This window comes from Mesorhizobium sp. M7D.F.Ca.US.004.03.1.1 (assembly GCF_003998635.1).
In the GTDB taxonomy this organism is placed as follows: Bacteria; Pseudomonadota; Alphaproteobacteria; order Rhizobiales; family Rhizobiaceae; genus Mesorhizobium; species Mesorhizobium loti.
Genome location: NZ_RZQG01000545.1, coordinates 1 through 4,151, shown reverse-complemented (window position 1 = coordinate 4,151; position 4,151 = coordinate 1). Strand labels below are relative to the sequence as shown.

4 protein-coding genes are annotated in these 4,151 nt (G+C 64.2%); 2 read left to right on the top strand and 2 right to left on the bottom strand.

The annotated features are described in order from the left end of the window. Positions 1 to 155: 155 nt before the first annotated feature. Together EN935_RS25050 and EN935_RS25045 are read right to left on the bottom strand one after the other, a co-directional pair. Positions 156 to 1,298, bottom strand: coding sequence for an NAD(P)/FAD-dependent oxidoreductase (locus EN935_RS25050; RefSeq protein ID WP_109663373.1), 1,143 nt, complete (start codon positions 1,296 to 1,298; stop codon positions 156 to 158). Between the two features lie 76 nt (positions 1,299 to 1,374). Beyond that, positions 1,375 to 1,854 carry an Lrp/AsnC family transcriptional regulator gene (locus tag EN935_RS25045; protein WP_109662920.1) on the bottom strand — a complete coding sequence of 160 codons (480 nt, stop codon included), beginning with the start codon at positions 1,852 to 1,854 and terminating at the stop codon, positions 1,375 to 1,377. 243 nt (positions 1,855 to 2,097) lie between these two features. On the opposite strand from EN935_RS25045, the gene EN935_RS25035 reads away from it, so the two are divergent. Both EN935_RS25035 and EN935_RS25030 read left to right on the top strand, forming a co-directional pair. Beyond that, positions 2,098 to 3,306, top strand: coding sequence for a diaminopropionate ammonia-lyase (locus tag EN935_RS25035; RefSeq protein WP_109662925.1), 1,209 nt, complete (start codon positions 2,098 to 2,100; stop codon positions 3,304 to 3,306). Further along, on the top strand, positions 3,303 to 4,151 hold an 849-nt coding region (locus tag EN935_RS25030), incomplete at its 3' end, for a hydantoinase/carbamoylase family amidase (RefSeq protein ID WP_127373712.1). The genes EN935_RS25035 and EN935_RS25030, both read left to right, overlap by 4 nt.

Below are 4,151 nucleotides of genomic sequence, written 5' to 3'. Positions count from 1 at the left end.
GGCCAAACAGCGCGCATGAGCGCGGCGAAGGCATCAACGTGCTGACCGGAGCCGACGCGCCGGCGCCCTACGGGGGTGCTGCCTTCCACGACAACAAGGTCTGGCTGCGCGCGGCAGGGTGAGGTTGGCGAGAACTCAGTTCCTCTTGCGCCAAATCATACCGGCAGGATTTCTGCTGCCTTCTTTCGGTTTCGCCGGAGGCGGATGTTGTCAGCGATCTGCTCTGCCTCGATCGAGATTTCGCGCAGCAATCCGGTGACCGGATTGTGAAAGCCGATGAGATAAAGACCGAGATCCGAAGCGCTCGCATTGACGCCGCTGCGGCCTGGCTGGACGCCGGGCTCCAGCAATCTGGCATAGCCGGGCCGGAAGCCGGTGGCGAAGATGATCGCATCGAACTCGCCATGCTTGCCATCGGTGAAACGGACGCCTTGTTCGGTGATCTCGGCAATATCGGGTGCGATCTTGATCGCACCTTCGCGGATCTTGCCGACCGTGCCGACATCGATCGTCGGAATGCGCGACGAGAGCGCGATTTGCTGCAGCATTCCTTGCTGCGGCCGCCTGAGCCCATATTTCCCCAGCCTGCCCAGCGCCAGATCGAGGATGATAGGAAACAAGGCATCGTTGATGCGTTCCGGCATCAGGCGCGCCGCCATGCCGATCATCTGGATGGGCACGCCAAGCAGTTCGCGCGGTACGATATGAACGCCGCCGCGCACCGAAATCGTCGGCCGCGCACCGCCTTCCACCAGATCGAGGGCAATCTCGGCGCCGGTGTTGCCCATGCCGATGATCAGCACCGACTGGCCGGCAAAAGGCATGGCGTTGCGATAGTCGGCGCTATGCAGTCGTTTGCCCTTGAAGGCATCGGCGCCGGCAAATCCGGGCATCAGCGGCTCGGCATTGTTGCCCGACGCGATCACCACCTGTGAAGCGGGCAGGGGACCTGTTGTCGTGTCCACGAGCCAGCTTCTGCCTCGCCGGGTGATCGCCCGCACCACTTCTCCAAATCGGGGCCGCAGGTCGAAGCGTTGCGCATAGGCATCGAGATAGTCGACGAAAAGATCGCGCGGCACATAGCGCGGATAATCCCTGGGAAAGGGCACGAAGGGCAGCGAGGAATAGCGTTTGGTCGTGTGCAGGTGGACGCGCTCATAGTGGCGTCGCCATGCAGGGGCGGATTGCTGCTCTTTTTCGAGGAGGACGAAGTCGACCCCGGCCTGCCGCAGGCACGCGGCAATGGCCAGGCCTGCCGGCCCGGCACCGATGATCGCAACTGGTGTAGTTTCGTCCAAGCGCGCCTCCGCCGACAAATTCGCTTCCGGAGAATGGCAAAAGCATGGCCGCCGGCGCCTGCCATGCCAGCAACGCTCAGCCGGGCAAGGGCACCGTCAGTCCGACCTTGACCCGGTCCATGGCAACAAAAGTGCGGAACTTTCGGACATTGTTGCTATCGAAGAACAGTTTTCGCGTCAGCGCCTCATAGGCGCCCATGTCGGCCACGGTGATGATCAGGATGAAATCGGCCTCGCCGGTGACATAGTAGCATTGCTGGACTTCAGGGGTTCCCGAGAATTGCCGCTTGGCTGCGTCGATCAGTTCGGCGCGTTCGCTCTCGAGTTCCACCTCGACGAAGATGGTGATGGGCTGGCCGACAGCCGCGGGCTCGATGACGGCGACATTGCCGGCAATGACGCCGGTCTGCTCCATCCGCTTGATGCGGCGCTGCACCGCCGGCGCCGACAGGTTCACCGCCTCGCCGATCAGCCGCTGCGGCGTCGTGTTGTCGCGCTGCAGGATGGCAAGGATGGCGAGATCGAAACTGTCGAGCGAGGGTGGCAATGCAGGCAATGGAGATATCCCTAGCGAAACAAACTTGCATTTGGGAGGCCATATTACAGCGCCCTTTGCGTCGATCCTGCAATATATTCTCGCTGAACGTCAGAGCATGATGCCGAAAAGTGCGAAGCGGTTTTCTCGGACAAACGGGTACCGTTTGTCCAGACATCATGCTCTCTATCTCTTTGATTTAGAGACGGATTCAGATTTCGGGTCGATTCGACCCGAAATCATCCGGCTCTAAGGAGGCCGCCAGTGTTCCTGCTCAACCGCAATACTCTGCATCGCCTGCCGCTCGATCCGGCCGATGCCGATACCCTTGGCGTGGCCGGCGCTGACACAGTCGAGCGTTTTCTTGCCCATCGCGACAATCACCTGATAACGCCGCTGCATGCGCTGCCGGCGCTCGCCACCGAACTCGGACTTGGCGCCATCCACATCAAGGATGAGGGCTTTCGCCTCGGCCTCGGTAGCTTCAAGGCGCTTGGCGGTGCCTATGCCGTCTTCCGCCTGGTGCTGGAGGAGGCAGGCAGCCGGCTTGGCCGACCCATCGATGTGGCCGATCTCGATCGGCCTGACGTGCGGGCCGTCGCCGCGGCGATGACATTTGCCTGTGCGACCGACGGCAATCATGGCCGCTCCGTCGCGCAAGGCGCTCAACTCGTCGGCGCGCGAGCGGCGATCTTCGTCCACGCCGGCGTCAGCGAGGAGCGCATCGCGGCGATCGCCCGCTATGGCGCCGAGATGATCCGCGTCGACGGCAATTATGATGATTCGGTCAGGCAAGCCGCCCAGGTTTCCGCCGACAAGGGCTGGACCGTGGTGTCCGACACCTCATGGCCGGGCTACGAGCGCATTCCCGGCCTGGTCATGCAAGGCTATACGGCGATCGTGCGCGAAGCCTTGCGCCAGCTCCCTCGGACGCCAACCCACGTCTTCGTGCAGGCCGGTGTCGGTGGCATTGCCGCGGCGCTGGCCGGCCATCTGGCCATCGTGTTCGATGATGCCAGGCCGACCTTCATCGTGGTCGAGCCGGCGCGTGCCGCTTGTGTTTTTGCAGCCGCCCAGGTCGGGCGCCCGGTCAAGGTCGCGCACGGCCAGCCGACGGTGATGGCCATGCTCGAATGCTACGGGGCCTCGCCGGTCGCCTGGCGGGTGCTGGCACGTGCCGCCGATGCCTTCATGACGGTGGATGAGGCCGACGCCGTCGCGGTGATGCGGCGCCTGGCGCGGCCGAGCGCCGGCGATCCGGTAATCGTTGCCGGCGAAAGCGGCGGCGTCGGCCTTGCCGGGTTGATCCGGGCGGTGGCCGACAACCGAGCCGAGCTTCAACTCGACGGCAAATCCCGTGTGCTGGCGATCAACACGGAAGGCGCCACCGACCCGCATCGTTATGCCGAACTGGTTGGCATGAGCCCGGCCGATGTGCTGGCCGGCAAGTTGACTGCAGAGGCAACGGCATGATCGAGATCGATGCACAGCGCCTGCTTGGCCGTATCCGCGAACTCGGTGCTGTTGGCCGGGATGGCGAGGGCAGGCTTATCCGGCTGGCCGCCTCCGACACCGACAGGCAGGGCCGCGACCTCTTCGTCGGCTGGCTGCGGCAGGCCGGGATCGATGTCGCCATCGACCGGGTCGGCAACATCTTCGGCATCTGGCAAAGCCCGGAAAATGCCGGGCAGGCGCCGCTGCTTATCGGTTCGCACATCGACACCGTCATCGATGCCGGCATCTATGACGGTTGCTACGGCGTGCTTGCCGGGCTGGAAGTGATCGAAACGCTCAAGGCATCAGGCTTCTTGCCGTCGCGCCCCGTCGCGGTCGCCGCTTTCACCAATGAAGAGGGCGTGCGCTACACCCCAGACATGATGGGCTCGCTGGCCCATGCCGGCGGGGTCAGCGCCGAAACGGTGCTGGCGGCTGTCGGCACCGACGGCAGCGTGCTGCGGCAGGAACTCGCCCGCATCGGCTATGCCGGCGACCGGGAACCCGGCTTTCTCAGGCCGCACGCCTATCTCGAACTGCATATCGAACAGGGGCCGGTGCTGGAGGGAGAGGGCTTGCCCATCGGCGCGGTGGAGAATCTGCAAGGCATCTCCTGGCAACGCGTCACCATCGACGGCGTCGCCAACCATGCCGGCACCACGCCGATGTCGATGCGCAGCGATGCCGGCCACGCCGCCGCCCGGGTCATCACCTTCCTGCTCGACCGGACCAAAGCCTCGAACGCGCCGACCGTCGCCACTGTCGGCACGATCCGCTTCGAGCCGAATGCCATCAACGTCATTCCCTCGCGCGCCGTCTTCACC